Origin of the sequence: Rhodoplanes tepidamans (genome assembly GCF_030813915.1) — a bacterium.
GTDB lineage: Bacteria > Pseudomonadota > Alphaproteobacteria > Rhizobiales > Xanthobacteraceae > Rhodoplanes > Rhodoplanes tepidamans.
Genome location: NZ_JAUSUJ010000001.1, coordinates 1 through 19004, shown reverse-complemented (window position 1 = coordinate 19004; position 19004 = coordinate 1). Strand labels below are relative to the sequence as shown.

Below are 19004 nucleotides of genomic sequence, written 5' to 3'. Positions count from 1 at the left end.
TGGCGTGCGCGATCGGATTGCGCAGCCGAGGGGCGTGCGTGACTTCCATGCGCATCATCTGCCATGCGCACCCCGGCACGGCCTGCCGACACGGCCGGTGCCGGACGCCGACGGACGAGGGCCGGCCGAGACCATGTTGAGCAAGAAGGAGCGGGTGGCCGCCGTATCGGTCGCCGCGAGCGGCACGCTCGCCTGCGCCAAGTTCGTCGTCGGCGTCGCGATCGGCAGTCTGGCCCTGATCTCCGACGCCCTGCACAGCCTGATCGATCTCGGGGCGACGCTCGTCACCTGGTACGCGGTGCGGGTCTCCGACAAGCCGCCGGACGCCAGTCACCACTACGGGCACGGCAAGGTCGAGAGCCTGGCGGCGCTCGCCGAAACGGCGCTCCTGTTCCTGCTCGCCGGCGGCGTCGCGGTGGAGGCCGTGCAGCGCCTGCTCGCCGGCGGCACGGCGCCCACCTTCTCGATCGTGCCCTTCGCGGTGCTGGCGATCGAGATGGCCGTCAACGCGTGGCGCGCCCACGTGCTGAAGAAGACCGCGCGCGAGACCGGCAGCCAGGCGCTGGAGGCCGACTCGCTGCACTTCACCTCCGACCTCTACGGCTCGGTCGCCGTGATCGCCGGCCTCACGCTCTCCGCCTTCGGCTTGGGCTGGGGCGACGCGGCGGCGGCGCTCGTCGTCGCCGTGATCATCGCGCTGCTGGGCATGCGGATGAGCCGTCGCACCATCGAGGCGCTGATGGACGCGGCACCGCCCGGCGTGCGCGACCGCGTCTCGCGGGTGATGTCGGGGGTGTCGGGCGTGGTGCGGGTGGAGCGGCTGCGGGTCCGCACCGTCGGCCCGCGCCATTTCGTCGATGCCGCCATCGCGGTGCCGCGCACCCTGCCGCTCGACCGCGTCGCCGCCCTCAAGGGCGTCCTCCAGGACGCCATCGCGGCCGCGGTCGGCGACGCCGATGCCGACGTGACGATCACCACCACCCCGGTCGCGCTCGACGACGAATCGGTCCAGGAGCGCATCATGGTGATCGCCCGCAATCGCGGGCTCGCCGTCCACCACCTCACCGTCCAGGCGATCGGCGACAAGCTGGCGGTCGCGCTCGACATCGAGGTCGACGCCGACATGCCGATGGGCGCCGCGCACGAGATCGCCAGCGGCCTCGAGGACGCGGTCGCGGCCGAGCTCGGCCCGGACGTCGAGGTGGAAACCCATATCGAGCCGCTGCAGGCGCCTCACCTGCCGGGCCGCGAGGCGGCCCCGGACCGGGTCGCCGCGCTGGCGCGGGCGCTGTCCGAGCTCGCCCGCAGCCAGCCGGCGCTGCGCAACGTCCACGACGTGCGGGTGCGCGAGACGCCCGAGGGCGAGATCGTGGTGTTCCACTGCCACATCGATCCGGCCCGCAGCGTCATCGACGTGCACGAGTCGGTCGACGAGCTGGAGCGCGACCTGCGCCGCCGCTATCCGGAGATCCGGCGCGCCATCGGCCACGCCGAGCCGCGTGGCGCCGACGCCTCGCTGGCGGTCGGCGCGTCCGCGGGCTGAGCCGCCTCCGGCCGGCGTAGCGCCCGAACCGGCGGCATCGGCCGGTGGACATTTGCGCCGGCCCGCGCTCTTCTGCGGGCCGACAGAACGGAGTCGACCCCAGAATGGCCGAGAAGAAACTAGCCGATGTCGCCACGCTCGGCTTCGAGCGTGCGCTCGAGGAGCTCGAAGGCATCGTCGAGCGCCTGGAGAGCGGCAACGTCCCGCTGGAGGAGTCGGTCGCGATCTACGAGCGCGGCGAGGCCCTCAAGCGCCGTTGCGAGGAGCTCCTGAGCCAGGCCGAGGCGCGCGTCCAGAAGATCACGCTGGACGCGGCCGGGAAGCCCAAGGGCACCGAGCCGCTCGACGTCGGCTGACGCCATCCCCTCGCCTCGCCCCCCGGAGGCCCGCATGAGCTTTTTCCCCGCCACCGATCCGGCGTCCGGCGACGCCTTCGCGTGCGACGCCATCGCGCAGCTGATCGTCCCGCGCACCAGCGACATCGGCGGCCTGGCGGTGCGCCGGGCGCTGCCTTCGGCGCGCCGCCGCATGGTCGGCCCGTTCGTCTTCCTCGACGAGATGGGTCCGGCCGAGTTCGAGGCCGGCGAGGGCCTCGACGTGCGGCCGCATCCGCACATCGGTCTCGCCACCGTGACCTACCTCTTCGCCGGCGAGATCTTCCACCGCGACAGCCTCGGCACCGCGCAGGCGATCCGGCCCGGCGCCGTGAACTGGATGAGCGCCGGATCGGGCATCGCCCATTCGGAGCGCACCACACCGGATCGTCGCCGCGGACACGAGCCGCTGCACGGGCTGCAGTGCTGGGTGGCGCTGCCGGCGGCCGACGAGGAAGGCGCGCCGGCCTTCATGCATCACGACGCCGACGCGCTGCCGGTCGAGTCCGCCGAGGGCAAGACGGTGCGGATCGTCGCCGGCACGCTGTTCGGCCGCACCTCGCCGCTCGTCACCGCCTCCGACACGCTGTTCGCCGACGTGATGCTGGAGGCGGGCGCCAAGCTGCCGCTCGACGCCGCCGCCGAGGAGCGCGCCGTCTATCTGGTCTCGGGGGAGGTCGACGTCGCGGGCGACCGCTTCGCCGCCGGCCGGCTCCTGGTCTTCCGCCCCGGCGACCGCATCACCATGACGGCGCTGACGGCCGCGCGGCTCGCCATCCTGGGCGGCGCCGCCATGGACGGCCCGCGCTACATCTGGTGGAACTTCGTCTCCTCGCGAAAGGACCGCATCGAGGCCGCCAAGGCCGACTGGAAGGCCGGCCGCTTCGCCGCCGTGCCGGGCGAGAGCGAGTTCATCCCGCTGCCGGAGTGAGCCGCGCCAGCCGTTCAGCCGAGCGGCAGCGGCGCGTTCTCCTTCACGGTGCGGATGACGATGTTGCTGCGAATGTCCTTCACCATCGGCAGCTTGAGCAGCGTGCCGAGCAGGAAGCGCTCGTAGGCGGCCAGATCGGGGACGACCACCTGGAGCAGGAAGTCGGTCTCGCCCGAGACCAGATGGCAGGAGACCACCTCGGGCATCGCCTGCAGCGCCTCCTGGATCGCCCGCGCGTTCTCGTCGCGGTGGCCGTCGACCTTGACACCGACCAGCACCGTGAGGCCGAGGCCGATCCGGGTGCGGTCGAGATCGGCGCGATAGCCGGTGATCACGCCGGCCTCCTCCAGGGCGCGCACGCGGCGCAGGCACGGCGTGGCCGAAAGCCCCACCCGCTCGGCCAGCTCGGAGTTCGGAATCCGTCCCTCCGCCTGCAGGACCCTGAGGATGCGGCGGTCGATGTCGTCCAGCCGAATTGGCATAATCCACTCCCGGCAGGCCATGTTCTGGCAGATTCCGCTCCCACATAGAGAGCGAGGAGCGCAAGACGCAAGGACATGCCAGGCCGTTCCGTGCCACACCGGCGCCGGCGCACCGGAGGGCCTCGCATGGGCATCGACGACCGTTTCCGTGACGACGCCGCGATCGCCGTCGACGCGCTGGCCGGCTTCGCCGCGCAGTCGGCGGGCCGCGCCGGACCGGTGATCCGCCAGCCGGCGCTCGGCGATCTCGCCTGCATCCTCGCGCTCGACCGGCTGATCGCCGAGGGCGGACTGACGGGCGACCGATTGCGGGCGTTCCTGGCCGACTATCTCGCCGCCTCGACCCGCCTGCACCACCCCGGCTACATGGCCCATCAGGTCGCGGTGCCGCAGCCGCTCAGCGCCGTCGCCGCGCTGGTCGACGGCTTCTGCAACAACGCCATGGCGATCTACGAGATGGGACCGGCGGCGGCGACCGTCGAGTTCGCCGTGATCGCCTGGATGCTGCGCAAGATCGGCTGGCGCGCGGCGCCGCCGACAAACGCGCAGGCGCCCGAGGCGGGCACGGCCGGCGGCGTCCTCACCCATGGCGGCTCGCTCGCCAATCTCACCGCGCTGCTCGCCGCCCGCGGGCGTGTCGCGCCGCGCGCCTGGGAGAACGGAACGCCGGACAACCTCGTGATCGTCGCGTCGCCGGCAGCGCATTATTCGGTGGCGCGGGCGGCCGGCCTCCTCGGCCTGGGCCAGAAGGCGGTCCGCGCGGCGCCCGCCGACGCCGCGGGGCGGCTCGACCCGGACCGGCTGGCGGGCTGCCTCGACCGGCTGCGGGACGACGGCCTCGTGCCGATGGCGGTGGTCGCCAATGCGTGCGCGACCGCGCTCGGCCTCTACGATCCGCTGCGGCCGATCGCCGAGACGTGCCGGGCGCGCGGGATCTGGCTGCATGTCGACGGTGCCCACGGCGCCTCGGCGCTCGTCTCGCAGCGGCTGCGCCGGAAGCTCGACGGCATCGCGCTCGCCGACTCGGTCGTCTGGGACGCCCACAAGATGCTCGGCAGCGCGACGCTCTGCGCGGCCGTGCTGGTGCGCGACCGGGCCGATCTCGACCACGCCTTCCGCGAGGAGGCGAGCTACCTGTTCCACGACAAGGACCAGCCCGGCATCGACCTCATCCACCGGACCGTCGAATGCACCAAGGCCGCGATCGGGCTGAAGGCGTTCTTCGCGCTGGCGGCGGGCGGCGAGTCCGCCGTCGCCGCCATGGTCGAGCGGCAGACCGATCTCGCCGCCGCCGCCGCGGCGCGGCTGCGGGCGGAGCCGGGCTTCGAGGTCGCGGTCGAGCCGGAGAGCAACATCGTGTGCTTCAGGCTCGACGGTCCGGACGCGCTGCAGATGACGCTGCGCCGTCGCCTCGTCGACGACGGCGCCTTCTACGTCTCGACCGCGGAGGCCCTCGGCCGCCGATGGCTGCGCCTCGCCCTGATGAACCCGGCGACCGGGATGCCGGACGTCGAGGCCCTGATCGCGCGACTCTCCGCGATCAGGGCAGAGGTGCGGGCCGAATTCCCGTGAGACGGGCGACGGACGTCCCGCCGCCCGGCGGGCAACGCGCTCAGCTCGTGACGATCGACTCGCCGACGAAGGCCGGAATGAAGCGCTTGCCGAACACCTCCTTCAGGCGCGCCATCATGGCGAAGCCCGTGCAGTGGTTGGCGGCGACGAACTCCGGCTCCCACGCGACGAGCTGCGCGATGGTCTTGTCCTGCTGGTCCTTCGAGACGGGACCCAGATGGGTGCCGCCGACCCAGCCCTGCAGCTTGTCCATCCCGGTCACGGCAAAGCCGTGCTTGACGATGTTGACGAGCCCCGAATGGCTGCAGCCGCCGATCACGATGAGGCCGCGCTCGCCCTCGCAGAACAGGACGGCGTCGTCGTCGATCGGATCCTGCACGTCACCGCCCTCGCCGTGCAGCACCAGCCAGGCGTCGCCGAATTCGAAGTCGGTAACGCGCGGCACCGAGCCGGAGAACCACAGACGGGGGGTGAGCCGGCGCGGCGTGTCGCGCAGATCCCAGACGCCGCCGAGCGTGCGCAGATAGTCCTCCGGATAGGGCACGCCGATCGGTCGCCGCAGGCCGCCGGCGACCGAATATCGATCGCCGAACACCTTGGCGTGCATCACCACCTCGACGTCCTTGCGGGCCTCCTGCAGCACCCGCACGAGGCCACCGACATGATCGTAATGGCCGTGGCTGATCACCACCATGTCGAGCGTCTGCGGATGCTTGCCGAGCAGCGCGATGTTCCCCGTGACGGCGCCGGTCTGACCGGTGTCGTAGAGGATGGTCTTGCCGTCGATCTCGATCAGGAAGGCGGCGCCGTGCTCGGCCGTGAGCGGCAGCGGCGCGCTGATCGGGATGTTGTTGTCCATCGCGACGGTGACTTTCATGGCTCTGTCTCCTCTCAGGCGCCGATGGCGAAGCGGAAGGCCATCAGGGCGGCCAGTCCGACGAAGGCGGCGATGACGGTGGATGCCGTGTAGGTCTTGAACATGTCGGGCATCGACAGCCCGAAGTATTCCTTCACGAACCAGAAGCCCGGATCGTTGACGTGCGAGAAGCCGATCGTGCCGATGCCGATCGCGACCGCGACGAGGGCCGGGTCGACGCCCGGATAGAGCGGCAGGATCGGCAGGATGAGGCCGACGGTCGTCAGCATCGCGATGGTCGCGCCGCCGATGGCGATGTGCATGATCAGCGCCGTGCCCCAGGCGAGCAGGTAGGGATCGACCTGCCAGGCGGTCAGCACCACCTTGAGGGCGGCGCCGATGCCGGAATCCATCAGCACCTTGTTGAAGGCGCCGCTCGCCCCGATGATCACCAGGATCGCGGCCATCGGGCCGATCGCCTGCTCGCTGAACTCGCGCAGCGACGTCATGGTGCGGCCGCGGGCCAGGCCGAGCGTGAAGTAGGCGAGGATCGCGGCGATGAACAGCGCCGTGATCGGCTGGCCGACGAAGTTGACGGCCGGCATGATCGGGTGCTTCGGCCCGAGCGCCATCTCGAAGACGGTCTTGCTGATCATCAGCACGAGCGGCGACAGGATGGTGAGCAGCGTCACGTCGAGACGCGGCAGCGCCTCGTCGGGCAGCGCGGCGATCTGCTGGAGGCGCTCCGGCGGCTGCAGCGTGAACCTGTCGCCGATCATCTTGCCGAAGATCGGTCCGGCCACGGCGGCGGCCGGCAGGCCGACGATCAGGCCGTAGAGGATGACCTTGCCGAGATCGGCGTGCAGGGCGACCGCCACGGCGGTGGCGGCCGGATGCGGCGGCACCACGCAATGCACCGTGAACAGGCCGATGATCATCGGCAGGCCGACCATCACGAGCGACATGCCGGCGGCGCGGGCGACGCTGAACAGGAGCGGCATCAACAGCACGATGCCGACCTGGAAGAAGACCGGGATGCCGCAGATGTAGCCGACGACCATCATGGCCCAGTGGGTGTTGCGGCGCCCCATCAGGCGGATGAGCGTGCGGGCGAGCCGCTCGGCGCCGCCCGAGACCTCCATCATCTTGCCGACGATGGCGCCGAGCACCAGGATCGGCGCCAGCATGCCGAGAAAGCCGCCGATGCCGCCCTCGATCGACTTGATGATCTGATCGAGCGGCATGCCGGTGGCGAAGCCGACGAAGGCCGTGGTGGTGACGAGCGCCACGAACGGGTGCAGCTTGACCGCGATCGTGAGCACGAGAAGCAGGACGATGCTGGACGCGAGGACCAGCAGATAGAGTTCCGTTGTCATGGTGTCCTTCCAGCGAAGGCTCCAGGCGGGAGGCTGGCGCGGAGGCGAAGGACAGCGCTCCGCGCCCCGGGCAGGGGCACGGCGGGGGAGAGCGGAGGCTCGATCTGCGCCGGTGAGAACGCCTCGACGATAGGCGCGTCGGGACGCGCCGCGAACAGGAAGCTTGCTGCGAAGACCCGGGCCCGCTAAGCCGATTTTGTGCATCATGCACAAAGAGCGGCCGTCATGCAGATCAGCCCCGAGCTCGCCCAGCGGATCGTCGACATCATCATCCCGGTGGTGCACCGCAACGTGAACCTTATGGATCTGCGGGGCCAGATTATCGCCTCCGGGCATCCGCACCGGATAGGCACCGTGCACATGGGCGCCCGCATCGCCATCGAGCACGGCGAGACCATCGAGATCTTCCCCGACGAGGTCGCCCGCTATCCGGGCGCCCTGCAGGGCATCAACATGCCGATCGTCCGCGACGAGCGGCCGGTCGGCGTCGTCGGGGTGTTCGGCGACCCGCCGGACGTCCGCGCCACCGCGCAGCTGGTGAAGATGATCACCGAGCTGGTGCTGGAGCGCGAGACGCTGCAGCGCGAGTCGGGCGCCAACCGCCGCATGCGCGAGGAGTTCACCCAGCTCCTGCTGCTGCACGAGGGCGGCGAGCTGCCGGCGGCGGCGCGCCGCCTCGCCCGCTCGGTCGGCTTCGACGTCGAGCCGCACCGCATCGTCGCCCTGTTCCGGACCGCCGACGACGGGAGGGCGGCGGGCGGAGTCGCCAGCCTCGCCCAGGCGCCGCTCGCCGAGAGCGAGGATCACCTGCGCCGCTCCGGGACGCTGCAGCCGCGCGACTTCGTCGGCACGCTGGAAGGAACCGTTGCGGTGCTGTTCGCCGCCGCCGGGCCACCCGACGCGGCTCTGCTCGCGCGCGCCCATGCGCTGCGGCGCGACCTCGCCCGCCGGTCGGGCCTCGTGGTCCGCGCCGGCGTCGGCGGGCGCGCCGCGCCGGGGGGCTTTCCGGCGTCGTTCCGGCAGGCCCGCTTCGCCCTCGCCCGCGCCGGCAAGCGGCTGCCGGTGCGCGCGATCTTCGAGGAGACGCTGCTCGCCGACTATCTGCGCGAACGCCTGATGGGAGGCGACGGGGACAGCGCCGCGCAGCCGCTGGTCGCGCGCATCGAGGTGGCCTTCGCGAAGCGCCCGGCGCTGCGCGAGACGGTGGCGGCGCTGCTCGCCGGCAATCTCGACGGCAGCGCCACCGCCGCGTCGCTCGGCATCCACCGCAACACGCTGGCCTACCGGCTCAGGCAGTTCGAGGACGCCACCGGCCTCGCGCCGGCCCGCCGCTTCCACGACGCCGTGCTGGCCTGGATCGCGCTGGGGGCCGGACAGATGACGACGCCGAAGCCGTGACGCCGCGGTGCCGGGTCCGGCCGCCGGCGGGGACTCAGGGTCCCGGCAGCCTCTGCCTCACCGCGGCGATCCCGGCCCAGGGATCGGCCTTCAGGCGCTTCAGCCGGTCCATCAGGTTCAGCACGGTCCACCGCGCCGGCGACAGCTTCGCCGTCACCTCGTTCCATGCGACCGGCGTCGACACCGGCGCGCCCGGCCGCGCCCGCGGCGAGTACGCCGCGACCGCGGTGGCGCCGCGGCCGTTGCGCAGATAGTCGACGAAGATCTTCCCCACCCGGGCGCTCTTGGTCATCTTGCCGATGTATTTCTGCGGCGCGTCGGCCGCCATCGCATAGGCGAGCCGCTTGGAGAACTCCTTGGCGGTCGTCCAGTCGGCGCCGTCGTGCGGCACCACGATGTGCAGGCCCTTGCCGCCCGAGGTCTTCACGAAGCTTTCCAGCTTCATCTCGGCCAGCCGGTCGCGCACCTCCCTGGCGCCGTCCACCACCGCGGCCCAGGTCACGTCGGGGCCGGGATCGAGGTCGAACACCAGCCGGTCGTTGACGTCGACGCGGTCGATGGTCGAGCCCCAGACATGGACCTCCAGCACGCCGGCCTGCACCAGCGCCAGCAGCCCGTCGAGGGTCTCGATGGCGATCAGCTCGTCGCCGTCGTCGTCGACCGAGAGGATGCGGCTCTTGTCGAACGTCGCGTGGGAGTGCTTCTGGACGAAGCACTCCGAGCCGACGCCGTTCGGGCAGCGCAGCAGCGCCAGCGGCCGGCGCACCACATGCGGCGCGATCCAGTCCCACACGCTCGCGTAATAGTCGGCCAGCCCCTGCTTGGTGATGTCGACGTCCTGCCAGTAGACGCGCTGCGGATTGGTGAGCCTGGCCGCTCCCGGCGGTGCGGCGCCGCCGCGCGCCCTCTCCCCGGCGCCCGGCCGAGGTGAAGAGGTGTCTGCGGGAGAGGCCTTCTTTCGTGGGGATTTCGCCCTCGCCATCGCTTGCTCCTGCACCTCGCCCACCGGTATCGGCCTTTCGCGAAGAACCTCGTGCGAGGCCTTGTCCTCGCGGATGCCCTTGAAGGCGGCGTGGCGCAGCAGGCCGCTGCCGGTCCGGCCGCGCAGCTCCGCCTCGATGACGAGCTCGGGCTCGACCCACGTCATGTCGCGGCGGCGTTCGTCGGCCGGCAGGCGCGCGAACGGCATCGTCGCCACCTCGAGGGGCGACAGGCGCCGGAACAGCTCGCCCGCGGTCTTCTGCGTGTAGCCGGTGCCGATGCGCCCGACATAGGTGAGCTCGCCGTCCTGGAACGTGCCGACCGCCAGCGCACCGACCGCGCGGGTGGAGCCGGTGGCGAGCCGATAGCCGCCGACCACGAACTCCTGCCGGTCGGCGCACTTGCTCTTGATCCAGTCGGTCCCGCGGCCGGAGCGATAGGGCGCGTCGCTGCGCTTCGACACGATGCCCTCGAGCCCCATCCGGCAGGCGTGCTCGTGCACGACGGCGCCGGATTCGGCGAGATGGTCGGAGAAGCGCAGCAGCGTGTCCCCGGGCGCCTTCGCCACCAGATCGGCGAGCGCCGCCTTCCGCTCGGCGAGTGGCCGGTCTCGCAGATCGCGCCCGTCCAGGTGCAGGAGATCGAACACGTCGTAGACGAAGTCCTCGCGCCCCGCCTCCAGCGCCGCCTGCAGGGCCGAGAAGTCCGAGATGCCGGACGCGTTCTCCACCACGATCTCGCCGTCGATCAGCGCCGTCCCGGCCGGCAGCGCCGCGACCGCGCGTGCGACCGAGAGAAAGCGCTGCGTCCAGTCGAGACCCTTGCGGGTCTTCAGCACCACGGCGCCGTCCTCGAGCCGCGCCTGGATGCGGTAGCCGTCGAACTTGATCTCGTGGATCCAGCCCGGCGCGTCCGGCGGCGCATCGGCGAGCGTCGCCAGGCAAGGCGGGACGAAGTCGGGCATTGGGCTCGCCGCGGACTTTCGCTTCGCGGCGCTCGTGGTCTTCGCCTTGCCCGGCTTGGCCGGGGCGGGTCGCGGGACCGCCGTGCTCCGTGTCGACGTTTCTCTATGCGGAGATGCCCGTCCCCCCGCCCCCTTCCCGCCACGCGCGGCGCGCGCGGCGCGCGCGGGGGCCGGGCGGCTCTGTCTTTCGGACGGCGCCTTGCGGGGCACCTTTGCCGGCTCCTCGCTTCGCGACGACTGCCACACCGCCGCGGCCTTCACGCCGGTCTTGCGCTTCGGCGTCTTGCCGGCGGCGATCTCGTCGATCGAGCGACCGGTCTCCACCGACAGGGTCTTCTCCTCCAGGAGATCGGGATCCGCGGCGGTGCGGGAGGCCTCGTCCTCGCTCTTGATCAGCAGCCAGTTGTCGTGCCTGTCGCCGCGGCGCTTGTGCATGCGCACGAGATGCCAGCGGCCCTTCAGCTTCTCGCCCTCGAGCGTGAACTGCAGGTGGCCCTTCTTCAGCCCGACATGCGGATCGCCGTCCGGGATCCAGCGGCCGCGGTCCCACAGCATCACGGTGCCGCCGCCGTACTGGCCCGCCGGGATCGTGCCCTCGAAGCCGCCGTACTCCAGCGGGTGGTCCTCGGTCTCGACCGCCAGCCTCTTCTCGCCCGGCACCAGGCTGGGGCCGCGCGTCACCGCCCAGCTCTTGAGGACGCCGTCCAGCTCCAGGCGGAAATCGTAGTGCAGGCGCCGCGCCGCGTGCTTCTGCACGACGAAGCTGTCGCCCTTGCCGCGCGCCCTGCGGCCGCGCGGCTCCGGCGTGACGTCGAACTTGCGCTTCTGCCGATAAGTGTCGAGAGCCATGAGGGGATCAGCCTGGGCCACACACATCCGCCGTACACATCGCGCGCACCGCCCTACCCGGCCTTCTTCAGCCGCTTGCGCGGGCTGGAGCGCGCCGTCTTTCCGGACGCCTTGGTCGACGTCGGCTTGGCGGTCGAGGTTCGATCGGCGCCGCCCTCCACGCTGCGTTCGGCCGGCGACCGCGCCCGCTTCGTCCTCTTCGCCTTGCCCGCCGCTTCGGCCCGGGCCGCCGGGGCCGGTGCTCCTGCCCCCGCCTTCACGCTCCGGCGCAGCGCCTCCATCAGGCTGATGACGTTGCCCGGGCCCGGCTCCGGCGCCGGCGGCGGCGGCCGACCCTCCTGCTTGGCCCGGATCAGCGCCATCAGGGCCGCGTCGTAGCGGTCCTCGAAGGTCGACGTCTCGAAATGCCCGGCCTTGCTGCGGACGATGTGGACCGCGAGGTCGAGCATGTCGGGCGCCACCTTCATGGTGTCGATCGCCTCGAATGCGGCGCATTCGTCGCGCACCTCGGTCTTGTAATGCAGCGCCCGCACCATCAGCCCCCGGCCGCGCGGCGCGACGAGGACGATGCGCTCGCGCCGATAGAGGACCACCCGCGCGAGCCCCACGACCTGCTCGGCCGCCATGGCGTCGCGGATGACCGCGTAGGCCTCCTGGGCGATGTCGTCGTCGGGAACCAGGAAGTAAGGAGTGTCGAAATAGATCGGGTCGATCTCGGCGGCGGGCACGAAGGTTTCGATGTCGAGCGTGTGCGTGCTCTCGAGCGCGACCTGGTCGAAGTCCTCGTCGCCGAGCGCGACATAGGATCCGTCGTCCAGCCGGTACCCCTTGACCCGCTCCTCCTCCGGAACCGGGTCGCCGGTCTCGGAATCGACAACCTCGTTGCGAACCCGATGGCCCGTGGCCTTACTAAGGATATTGAAGCGCACGCGCTGGGCCGTCGACACCGCCGGATGGAGGGCGACCGCACATGACACGAGCGACAGCTTGAGGTAGCCTTTCCAGTTTGCGCGAGCCGCCATGGGTCTCCCAGCGGGTATGTGCGGAAATCAAGTCGAGTTGACAAGTTGTTGAGTTAGAACGCTGAATAAAGTCGAACGGTTCCAGCGGGGACGCGGCGCGCGCGGGCGCGCGGTCCGTCCCGCCGGATGTTTGTCGGAACAGCCTATCTGGTGTAAGCCCTTGATAGGAAATCGTTGTTGACCCCTCGAGGGAGGTAGTGTCTTGCCCCAGCCGTCGAATACTCCGTTGCTCGACCGCGTCGTCCTTCCCGAGGATCTGCGCCGCCTGGAGACCACCGAGCTGCGTCAGCTCGCAGACGAGCTTCGCGAGGAGACCATCTCGGCGGTGTCGCAGACCGGTGGCCATCTCGGCTCGAGCCTCGGCGTCGTCGAGCTCACCGTGGCCCTGCACTATGTGTTCAACACGCCGGACGACCGGCTGATCTGGGACGTCGGCCACCAGGCCTATCCGCACAAGATTCTCACCGGACGGCGCGACCGCATCCGCACGCTGCGCCAGGGCGGCGGCCTCTCCGGCTTCACCAAGCGGTCGGAAAGCCCGTACGATCCGTTCGGTGCCGCCCACTCTTCGACCTCGATCTCAGCCGGGCTCGGGATGGCGGTCGCCCGCGACCTCGACGGGACGAAGCGCAACCACGTGGTCGCGGTGATCGGCGACGGTTCGATGTCGGCCGGCATGGCCTACGAGGCGCTGAACAACGCCGGCGGCATGGACTCCAACCTGATCGTGGTGCTGAACGACAACGACATGTCGATCGCGCCGCCGGTCGGGGCCCTGTCCGCCTATCTGGCGCGGCTGATGTCGGGCAAGCCCTACCTGTCGCTGCGCGAGATCGGCAAGCAGTTCGCCCAGCACCTGCCGCGGCGCCTGCACGAGCAGGCGGTGCGGGCGGAAGAGTTCGCCCGCAACATGATCACGCACGGCGGCACGCTGTTCGAGGAGCTCGGCTTCTACTATGTCGGCCCGATCGACGGCCACAATCTCGACCACCTGCTGCCGGTGCTCAAGAACGTCCGCGAGGCCAAGCGCAAGGGCCCGATCCTGGTCCACTGCGTGACCCAGAAGGGCAAGGGCTACCCGCCGGCCGAGACCTCGGCCGACAAGTATCACGGCGTCGTCAAGTTCGACGTCGCGACCGGCGCCCAGGTGAAGTCCAACGCCAAGGCCCCGTCTTACACCAAGGTGTTCGCCGAGGCGCTGGTGCAGGAGGCCAAGAAGGACTCGAAGGTCGTCGCCATCACGGCCGCGATGCCGTCCGGCACCGGCCTCGACCTGTTCGGCAAGCTGTTCCCCGAGCGCTGCTTCGACGTCGGCATCGCCGAGCAGCACGCCGTCACCTTCGCGGCCGGCCTCGCGACCGAGGGCTACAAGCCGTTCGTCGCCATCTACTCCACCTTCCTGCAGCGCGCCTACGACCAGGTCGTGCACGACGTCGCGCTGCAGAACCTGCCGGTCCGCTTCGCCATGGACCGCGCCGGGCTGGTCGGCGCCGACGGCCCGACCCACGCTGGGTCGTTCGACATCGCCTATCTCGGCTGCATCCCCAACATGGTGCTGATGGCGGCGGCCGACGAGGCCGAGCTCGTCCACATGGTGGCGACCCAGGCCGCCTGCGACGAGCACCCGACCGCACTGCGCTATCCGCGCGGCGAGGGCATGAACGTGCCGATGCCGCTCGAGGGCACGCCCCTGGAGATCGGCAAGGGCCGCGTCCTCCGCGAGGGCCACAAGGTGGCGCTGTTCTCTTACGGCACCCGGCTGTCCGAATGCCTGCAGGCGGCCGACGAGCTCGCCGCGCTCGGGCTGTCGACGACGGTCGCCGACGCGCGCTTCGCCAAGCCGCTCGACGTCGATCTCCTCGGCCGCCTCGCCCGCGAGCACGAGGTGCTGATCACCATCGAGGAGGGCTCGATCGGCGGCTTCGGCAGCTTCTGCCTGCACGCGCTCTCCGAGGCCGGCCTGCTCGACCGCGGGGTCAAGGTGCGCTCGATGGTGCTGCCCGACGCCTATATCGACCACGACACCCAGCCGGCCATGTACGGCCGCGCCGGCCTCGACCGCAAAGGCATCGTCACCCGGGTGTTCGAGGCGCTCGGCAAGGACGCCGCCAAGGAGACGGCGCGGCTGGCCTGAGCCGCCGCACCCTCACGCGATCTGCGAACGGCCGGGGCGACCCGGCCGTTTTCGTTTTGGCCTTTTCGTTTGCGGCCGGCATGCGGCCCGCCCTATATCCGTCACCCTGGGATGGCCATGTGCGACGCCGTGCTCCGGCCCGCGACCGCGGAGCCGGAGGGAGTCGCGGCGGCCGGGGGCGGCGGCACCATGGAAGGGGCAACACGGGGGTGTCGCCATGTCTCGCCTGCGCGCCGAAGCTCGCCTGCGCGCCGATCGGCTGCTGGTCGACCGCGGCCTGTTCGAAAGCCGCGCCAAGGCGCAGGCCGCGATCGCGGCCGGCCTGGTCAAGGCCGACGGCGTGCCGGTCGGCAAGCCCTCCGACACCATCGCGCCGGATGCCGTGATCGAGGCGCTGCCGGCCCATCCCTACGTGTCGCGTGGCGCCCTCAAGCTCGCGGCGGCGCTCGACGCCGGCCCGGTGAATCCGGCCGACCGCGTCTGCCTCGACGTCGGCGCCTCGACGGGCGGCTTCACCGAGCTCCTGCTGACCCGCGGCGCCCGCAAGGTCTACGCGGTCGACGTCGGCCGCGACCAGCTCCACGCGCGGCTGCGCGCCCATCCGCGCGTCGTCTCGCTGGAGGCGACCGACATCCGCTCGCTCACGGCCGCCGTGTTCGACGCGGCGCCGAGCCTGGTGGTGGTCGACGTCAGCTTCATCCCGCTCGCCCTGGTGCTGCCGGCGGCCCTGGCGCTCGCGGCGCCCGACTGCGACCTCGTCGCGCTGATCAAGCCGCAGTTCGAGGCGGGGCGAGAGCACGTGAAGAAGGGCCTCGTGCGCGATCCCGCCGTGCACGCGGCGGTGTGCGACGGCACCGCCGCGCTGGTGCGGTCGCTCCGCTGCGAGGTGCGCACCGTGCTCCCCTCCCCCATCACGGGCGGCGACGGCAATCGCGAGTTCCTGCTGGTGGCGCGGCGCGGCACCTGAGCGGGAGTCCGAGATGACCGAACGCCTGACCATCGCGACTCTCGGCCGCCGCGGCGACGGCGTGGTCGACGGGCCCGCGTTTCCGATCTACGTGCCCTATGCGCTGCCCGGCGAGACGGTCGAGGTGGAAGCGGTGGCGGGCCATCCGGACCGGCGGCGGCTGGTGCGGGTCGAGGTGCCGAGCCCGGACCGCATCGCGCCGATCTGCCCGCATTTCGGCGTGTGCGGCGGCTGCGCCACCCAGCATCTGGCCGCCGCCCCCTACCTGTCCTGGAAGCGCGGGCTCCTGGTCGAGGCGCTGCGCAGCGCCGGGATCGAGACGCCGGTGGGCGATCTCGTCGACGCCCACGGCGAGGGTCGCCGCCGCATCACCCTGCACGCCCGGCGCGGCACCCGCGACATCCTGCAGGTCGGCTTTGCGGCGCAGCGCGCCCACGAGATCGTGCCGATCGACCGCTGCCCGGTGACGGCGCCCGGGCTCGCGGGCGCCATCGAGGCCGCCTGGGCGATCGCCGAGACCCTGCAGCCGCTGAAGAAGCCCCTCGACATCCAGGTGACGGCGACCGACGCCGGCCTCGACGTGGACGTGCGCGGCTCCGGCCCGCTGAACGCCGATCGCGCCCGGGCGCTCGCCGCCGTGTCGGACCATCACCGGCTCGCCCGCCTCACCCGCCACGGCGAGCTGGTCGCCCAGCGCGTCGCACCGACCGTCGGAATCGGCCGCGCCGTGGTGGCGCTGCCGCCCGGCCCCTTCCTGCAGGCGACCGCGGCGGGCGAGGCGCAGCTCGCGCGGCTGGTCGACGCCCATGTCGGCGAGGCGAAGAGCGTCGTCGACCTGTTCGCCGGCCTCGGCCCGTTTGCGCTGCGGCTCGCCGAGCGGGCGCGCGTCCGCGCCGTCGAGATCGACGCCGCCGCCGTGGCGGCGCTCGCGCAGGCGGCCAGGACCACGCCGGGGCTCAAGCCGGTGACGGCCGAGGCGCGCGACCTGTTCCGCCGGCCGCTGGTGGCGCAGGAGCTCGCCAAGGTCGACGCCGTCGTGCTCGATCCGCCGCGCCAGGGCGCCGAGGCGCAGGCCCGGGCGCTCGCCGCGAGCCGCGTGCCACTCGTCGTCGCGGTGTCGTGCAACAGCGCCACCTTCGCCCGCGACGCCGCCCTGCTGATCGCCGGCGGCTACCGGCTGACCGACGTCACGCCGGTCGACCAGTTCCGCTATTCTTATCACGTCGAGATCGTCGCGAAGTTCGTGCGGTGAGGTGTCCGCTCGGCACCACCTTGAAACCCTCTCCCGCGAGGGGAGAGGGTCGAAACCAGCCCTCCGATGTGATCAGACGTTCAATTGAAATCCCGTCCCCAGCGCTGCTGCCACATGCGCTCGCCGATCAGGCAGGAGACGCGTGGCGCGGCCTTGGGCTCGGCATCGGCGGCCGGGATCACGCGCGCCTCCGGCGTGCGGCCGGCGATCTCCAGCACCAGCTTGGTGCGGGTCGCGTCCTTGAACTGGCTGCGATCGCGGATCGGCACCACGAACGCGGACGGGCCGCCGATCACGCAGTCCTCGTAATAGACGTCGAGGGCCTCGAGGTCCATGGTCGCGGCGTTCGGGCGCTTGAGCACCAGCGGCAGTCCGTTGATGGTGATGCCCTTGGCGACCACCTCGTCGCGGACGTGATCGACCTGGGCGCCCTGGTTGTTGGCGCCGTCGCCCGAGACGTCGATGACGCGGCGGATGCCGCGCTCTCCGCTGTCCTTGAACAGATCCGCCGAGAACTGCAGGGCGCCGGAGATCGAGGTGCGATAGGCGCGCCGGTACGGCGCTTCGGCGATCGAGGCCGCGAAGGCCTCGGCGCTGCCGGGGCCGTCGATCACCCGCCACGGCACCAGCACGCGCTGGTCGACGGCACCGGCCCATTCGACATAGGTGACCGCGATCCGGCCGTGCATGCCCTGCTTGAGGGCGGCCAGGAACTCCGGCGAGGTCAGCGCCGCGACGTAGCCCTCGCGCTGGAGCGCCTGCTCCTCGGGATCCATCGAGTAGGAGATGTCGACGGCGAGGACGAGCTCGACGTCGACGGTCGAGCCGGCCTGCGACCGCGGCATGTCGGCGAAGCGCAGGGCCGGCGCGGCGCCGAGCCGCGCGGCCGCGATCGCGCCGCCCGTCAGCCCCGCCAGCACCCCCACCGCGACCGCCAGCCGAAATCCCGTCCGCATGCCCGTCTCCGCCGTCGTGAGAATCGCAATGCTCTCACAGACGCCGGGGCGTCGCCGTTCACGATCGCATCATCGCCAGCGCCTCGGCGGGAGGCGTGAACGGCAGGCCGAGCGCGCGTGCCACCGCCGGATGGGTGATCCGCCCGTCGTGCACGTTGAGACCGGTGGCGAGATGCACGTCCGCGGCGAGCGCGCCGGCCGTCCCCTGATCGGCGAGCGCCAGCACGAAAGGCAGCGTGACGTTGTTGATGGCGAAGGTCGACGTGCGGGCGACCGCACCGGGCATGTTGGTGACGCAGTAGTGCACGACGCCGTCGACCACGTAGGTCGGCTGCGAATGCGTGGTCGGCCGCGAGGTCTCGCAGCAGCCGCCCTGGTCGATGGCGACGTCGACGATCACGGCGCCCGGCTTCATGGCCCGCACCGTCTCGGCGGTGACGAGCTTCGGCGCGGTGGCGCCCGGCACCAGCACGGCGCCGATCACCAGGTCGGCGCGGCGGCACAGCGTGTCGATCGTGCCGCGGGTCGAGAACACGGTGCGCACCCGCGCGCCGAAGCGGTCGGCGACACGACGCAGCACCGCCGGATCGCGGTCCACCACGGTGACGTCGGCGCCCATGCCGGCGGCGATCAGGGCGGCGTTCTGCCCGACCACGCCGCCGCCGAGCACGACCACCTCGGCCGGCGGCACGCCGGCCACCCCGGCGAGCAGCACGCCGCGGCCGCCATGCGGGCGCTCCAGGCAGGCGGCGCCGGCCTGTGGCGCGAGCCGCCCGGCGACCTCCGACATCGGCACCAGCAGCGGCAGCGTGCCGTCCGGTGCGGTCACCGTCTCGTAGGCGATCGCCGTGACGCCGGAGGCGAGCAGCGCCCGTGCCTGCTCGGGATCGGGCGCGAGATGCAGATAGGTGAACAGCGTCTGGCCGCGGCGCAGCCGGGCGCGCTCCGGCGCAAGCGGCTCCTTGATCTTGACGATCAGCTCGGCGCCGGCGAACACCGCCGCGGCGTCGTCCGCCGGGGTCGCGCCGGCCGCCGCGTAGGCCGCGTCCGAATGGCCGGCCCCGGCCCCCGCCCCGCGCTCGACCAGCACCGTGTGGCCGCGCGCGACCAGCTCGCGCACCGATTCCGGGATCAGGCCGACCCGGTCCTCGTGGTCCTTGACCTCCTTCGGAACGCCGACCCGCATGACATGCTCCCGGTGGCGGAGGCGCACCCCCATCACGGCCGGGGGGGGGGGGGGGCGCCGCCCGCGGGGGGGGGGGGCGGGGGGGACCCGCGCGGCCCGCGCCCCCCCCGGGGCCCCCGCGGGGCCGGCCCCGCGCAGCCCCCCCTGGGGGCGGGGGCGCC

At 71.9% G+C, this 19004-nt stretch carries 15 protein-coding genes; 8 read left to right on the top strand and 7 right to left on the bottom strand.

Going from position 1 to position 19004, the window contains the following annotated elements; translation table 11 throughout:
- The first annotated feature begins 133 nt into the window (after window positions 1-133).
- The 3 genes from J2S22_RS00075 to J2S22_RS00065 all read left to right on the top strand — a co-directional run bounded on the left by J2S22_RS00075 (window position 134) and on the right by J2S22_RS00065 (window position 2848).
- The gene (locus J2S22_RS00075; protein ID WP_272776281.1) at window positions 134-1543 is read left to right on the top strand and encodes a cation diffusion facilitator family transporter; all 1410 of its coding nucleotides are present in this window, start codon (window positions 134-136) and stop codon (window positions 1541-1543) included.
- 104 nt (window positions 1544-1647) lie between these two features.
- Window positions 1648-1899, top strand: coding sequence for an exodeoxyribonuclease VII small subunit (locus tag J2S22_RS00070; protein ID WP_272776282.1), 252 nt, complete (start codon window positions 1648-1650; stop codon window positions 1897-1899).
- 34 nt (window positions 1900-1933) lie between these two features.
- Window positions 1934-2848 (top strand): pirin family protein, encoded by a 915-nt coding sequence (locus tag J2S22_RS00065; RefSeq protein ID WP_272776283.1) that lies wholly within the window; start codon window positions 1934-1936, stop codon window positions 2846-2848.
- Between the two features lie 14 nt (window positions 2849-2862).
- Here J2S22_RS00065 and J2S22_RS00060 read toward each other — a convergent pair whose 3' ends face one another.
- Complete coding sequence (locus tag J2S22_RS00060) at window positions 2863-3330, bottom strand: Lrp/AsnC family transcriptional regulator (RefSeq protein ID WP_272776284.1); 468 nt, start codon at window positions 3328-3330, stop codon at window positions 2863-2865.
- Window positions 3331-3456: 126 nt separating this feature from the next.
- Between J2S22_RS00060 and J2S22_RS00055 the strand changes: the two genes are divergently transcribed.
- On the top strand, window positions 3457-4902 hold the full coding sequence (locus J2S22_RS00055) for a pyridoxal phosphate-dependent decarboxylase family protein (protein ID WP_272776285.1): 1446 nt from the start codon (window positions 3457-3459) through the stop codon (window positions 4900-4902).
- 40 nt (window positions 4903-4942) lie between these two features.
- Here J2S22_RS00055 and J2S22_RS00050 read toward each other — a convergent pair whose 3' ends face one another.
- Together J2S22_RS00050 and J2S22_RS00045 are read right to left on the bottom strand one after the other, a co-directional pair.
- Entirely contained in the window at window positions 4943-5779 is an 837-nt protein-coding gene (locus J2S22_RS00050) for an MBL fold metallo-hydrolase (RefSeq protein WP_272776286.1), read from the bottom strand.
- Between the two features lie 14 nt (window positions 5780-5793).
- Window positions 5794-7134, bottom strand: coding sequence for a GntT/GntP/DsdX family permease (locus J2S22_RS00045; RefSeq protein ID WP_272776287.1), 1341 nt, complete (start codon window positions 7132-7134; stop codon window positions 5794-5796).
- A 225-nt stretch (window positions 7135-7359) separates the two neighbouring features.
- Here J2S22_RS00045 and J2S22_RS00040 point away from each other — a divergent pair, with 225 nt between their 5' ends.
- On the top strand, window positions 7360-8532 hold the full coding sequence (locus J2S22_RS00040) for a CdaR family transcriptional regulator (RefSeq protein ID WP_272776288.1): 1173 nt from the start codon (window positions 7360-7362) through the stop codon (window positions 8530-8532).
- Window positions 8533-8566: 34 nt separating this feature from the next.
- On the opposite strand, the gene ligD is transcribed toward J2S22_RS00040, so the two are convergent.
- Window positions 8567-11326: a DNA ligase D gene (gene ligD / locus J2S22_RS00035; protein ID WP_272776289.1), complete on the bottom strand. Its 2760-nt coding sequence runs from the start codon at window positions 11324-11326 to the stop codon at window positions 8567-8569.
- 53 nt (window positions 11327-11379) lie between these two features.
- Window positions 11380-12348 carry a non-homologous end joining protein Ku gene (gene ku, locus J2S22_RS00030; protein WP_272776290.1) on the bottom strand — a complete coding sequence of 323 codons (969 nt, stop codon included), beginning with the start codon at window positions 12346-12348 and terminating at the stop codon, window positions 11380-11382.
- 202 nt (window positions 12349-12550) lie between these two features.
- On the opposite strand from ku, the gene dxs reads away from it, so the two are divergent.
- The 3 genes from dxs to J2S22_RS00015 all read left to right on the top strand — a co-directional run bounded on the left by dxs (window position 12551) and on the right by J2S22_RS00015 (window position 16701).
- Window positions 12551-14482, top strand: coding sequence for a 1-deoxy-D-xylulose-5-phosphate synthase (dxs, locus tag J2S22_RS00025; RefSeq protein ID WP_272776291.1), 1932 nt, complete (start codon window positions 12551-12553; stop codon window positions 14480-14482).
- Window positions 14483-14699: 217 nt separating this feature from the next.
- Window positions 14700-15449: a TlyA family RNA methyltransferase gene (locus tag J2S22_RS00020; protein ID WP_272776292.1), complete on the top strand. Its 750-nt coding sequence runs from the start codon at window positions 14700-14702 to the stop codon at window positions 15447-15449.
- Window positions 15450-15462: 13 nt separating this feature from the next.
- A complete protein-coding gene (locus J2S22_RS00015; protein ID WP_272776293.1) occupies window positions 15463-16701 on the top strand; it encodes a class I SAM-dependent RNA methyltransferase in 1239 nt (412 codons plus the stop codon).
- An 80-nt stretch (window positions 16702-16781) separates the two neighbouring features.
- Here J2S22_RS00015 and J2S22_RS00010 read toward each other — a convergent pair whose 3' ends face one another.
- Together J2S22_RS00010 and ald are read right to left on the bottom strand one after the other, a co-directional pair.
- On the bottom strand, window positions 16782-17657 hold the full coding sequence (locus tag J2S22_RS00010) for a DUF1194 domain-containing protein (RefSeq protein WP_272776294.1): 876 nt from the start codon (window positions 17655-17657) through the stop codon (window positions 16782-16784).
- Window positions 17658-17715: 58 nt separating this feature from the next.
- Window positions 17716-18843, bottom strand: coding sequence for an alanine dehydrogenase (gene ald, locus J2S22_RS00005; RefSeq protein WP_272776295.1), 1128 nt, complete (start codon window positions 18841-18843; stop codon window positions 17716-17718).
- Window positions 18844-19004: the final 161 nt, after the last annotated feature.

Excerpts from the sequence above, each read along its gene's own strand:
- J2S22_RS00020 (WP_272776292.1), top strand. The coding sequence starts at position 14,700 with ATGTCTCGCCTGCGCGCCGAAGCTCGCCTGCGCGCCGATCGGCTGCTG.
- J2S22_RS00075 (WP_272776281.1), top strand. The coding sequence starts at position 134 with ATGTTGAGCAAGAAGGAGCGGGTGGCCGCCGTATCGGTCGCCGCGAGC.
- J2S22_RS00045 (WP_272776287.1), bottom strand. The coding sequence starts at position 7,134 with ATGACAACGGAACTCTATCTGCTGGTCCTCGCGTCCAGCATCGTCCTG.
- J2S22_RS00040 (WP_272776288.1), top strand. The coding sequence starts at position 7,360 with ATGCAGATCAGCCCCGAGCTCGCCCAGCGGATCGTCGACATCATCATC.
- J2S22_RS00065 (WP_272776283.1), top strand. The coding sequence starts at position 1,934 with ATGAGCTTTTTCCCCGCCACCGATCCGGCGTCCGGCGACGCCTTCGCG.
- ald (WP_272776295.1), bottom strand. The coding sequence starts at position 18,843 with ATGCGGGTCGGCGTTCCGAAGGAGGTCAAGGACCACGAGGACCGGGTC.
- J2S22_RS00010 (WP_272776294.1), bottom strand. The coding sequence starts at position 17,657 with ATGCGGACGGGATTTCGGCTGGCGGTCGCGGTGGGGGTGCTGGCGGGG.
- J2S22_RS00015 (WP_272776293.1), top strand. The coding sequence starts at position 15,463 with ATGACCGAACGCCTGACCATCGCGACTCTCGGCCGCCGCGGCGACGGC.
- ku (WP_272776290.1), bottom strand. The coding sequence starts at position 12,348 with ATGGCGGCTCGCGCAAACTGGAAAGGCTACCTCAAGCTGTCGCTCGTG.
- ligD (WP_272776289.1), bottom strand. The coding sequence starts at position 11,326 with ATGGCTCTCGACACTTATCGGCAGAAGCGCAAGTTCGACGTCACGCCG.
- J2S22_RS00055 (WP_272776285.1), top strand. The coding sequence starts at position 3,457 with ATGGGCATCGACGACCGTTTCCGTGACGACGCCGCGATCGCCGTCGAC.
- J2S22_RS00050 (WP_272776286.1), bottom strand. The coding sequence starts at position 5,779 with ATGAAAGTCACCGTCGCGATGGACAACAACATCCCGATCAGCGCGCCG.
- J2S22_RS00060 (WP_272776284.1), bottom strand. The coding sequence starts at position 3,330 with ATGCCAATTCGGCTGGACGACATCGACCGCCGCATCCTCAGGGTCCTG.
- J2S22_RS00070 (WP_272776282.1), top strand. The coding sequence starts at position 1,648 with ATGGCCGAGAAGAAACTAGCCGATGTCGCCACGCTCGGCTTCGAGCGT.